This is a genomic window from Aeromonas sp. L_1B5_3 (genome assembly GCF_963866575.1).
GTDB classification, from domain to species: domain Bacteria; phylum Pseudomonadota; class Gammaproteobacteria; order Enterobacterales; family Aeromonadaceae; genus Aeromonas; species Aeromonas jandaei.
In genome coordinates this window covers 1-1,530 of sequence record NZ_CAWMDN010000065.1, presented here as the reverse complement: position 1 = coordinate 1,530, position 1,530 = coordinate 1, and the positions used below count along the sequence as shown (strand labels likewise).

Annotated in this window: 2 protein-coding genes; both read left to right on the top strand. The window is 42.9% G+C overall.

Annotation, left to right across the window (positions count from 1 at the left end; translation table 11 throughout):
* On the top strand, positions 1–257 hold a 257-nt coding region (locus tag AACR93_RS04010), incomplete at its 5' end, for a sulfatase-like hydrolase/transferase (RefSeq protein ID WP_331428985.1).
* A gap of 66 nt (positions 258–323) precedes the next feature.
* Positions 324–1,530: phosphoethanolamine transferase (locus AACR93_RS04005; RefSeq protein ID WP_043852290.1), on the top strand; the 1,207-nt coding region annotated here is incomplete at its 3' end.

The following is a 1,530-nucleotide window of genomic DNA, read 5'->3' as shown; positions in this document are numbered from 1 at the left end:
GAGCATTAGGGCTTTACCTGCACGGTACACCGTACAAGTTTGCACCGGATGATCAGACCCGTGTTCCTATGCAGGTGTGGATGTCACCTGGTTTCATCAAAGAAAAAGGCATGAATATGGAATGTTTGCAGAAAAATGCCGCAGCCAATCGCTATTCTCATGACAACATATTTTCTTCTGTCCTGGGAATATGGGATGTGAAGACGGCTATCTACGAACAAGAATTAGATATCTTTAAGCAATGTCGGAATAATTGAGTTGCGAATCGTTGATATTTTAATGAAGTGGTTTTTATAGAAATAGACGTTTAACAGGTAATTGTTATGTTTTCAGCTGTCAGAATAAAAGTTGTTCCATTTGTACTGCTATTGGCTTTGGTCTTCGCATTTTTGCTGAACTGGCCCGTTCTGCTCCATTTCTATGACATATTGTCTAACATCGAGCACTTCAAAATAGGGTTTGTAGTTTCAATCCCATTCCTACTTGTTGCTGCATTAAACTTCGTCTTCATGCCATTCTCGATCCGCTTTCTGATGAAGCCGTTCTTTGCATTCCTGTTTGTTACAGGTTCTATCGCCAGTTACACCATGATGAAATATCGTGTGTTGTTTGATGGTGATATGATCCAGAATATATTTGAAACAAACCAAAGCGAAGCTTTTGCATACGTTAACGCTCCAATAATAATCTGGGTTATTTTGACCGGTTTGTTACCCGCAGCATTGATATTTTTTGTGAAAATTGAGTATGCATCTACCTGGTACAAAGGTATCGCCCAGCGATTGTTATCTATGTTTTTCTCTTTGGTAATAGTTGGGATAATTGCTGCCTTGTACTACCAAGATTACGCATCAATTGGTCGTAACAATCAGACTCTAAATCGTGAAATCGTTCCAGCTAACTTCATGTATAGCACCAGTAAGTACCTGTATAGACGCTATATGGCAGAGCCCATCCCTTTTGTTACTTTAGGTGATGATGCCACACGGGTTACGAAAAAGGACAAACCAACATTGATGTTCCTGGTTGTTGGTGAGACTGCTCGTGGTAAGAACTTTTCAATGAATGGCTATGAGAAAGATACCAACCCATTCACAAGTAAGTCTGGTGGTGTGATCTCCTTTAACGATGTCCGCTCCTGCGGGACAGCAACCGCTGTATCCGTCCCCTGCATGTTCTCCAATATGGGGAGAAAGGAGTTTGATGATAATCGCGCTCGCAATAGCGAGGGCCTGCTAGATGTGTTGCAAAAAACGGGGATCTCCATTTTTTGGAAGGAGAACGATGGAGGCTGCAAAGGCGTCTGCGACCGAGTACCTAACATCGAAATCGAACCAAAGGATCACCCTAAGTTCTGCGATAAAAACACATGCTATGACGAGGTTGTCCTTCAAGACCTCGATAGTGAAATTGCTCAAATGAAAGGGGATAAGCTGGTTGGCTTCCACCTGATAGGTAGCCATGGCCCAACCTACTACAAGCGCTACCCTGATGCTCATCGTCAGTTCACCCCTGACTGTCCACGCAGTG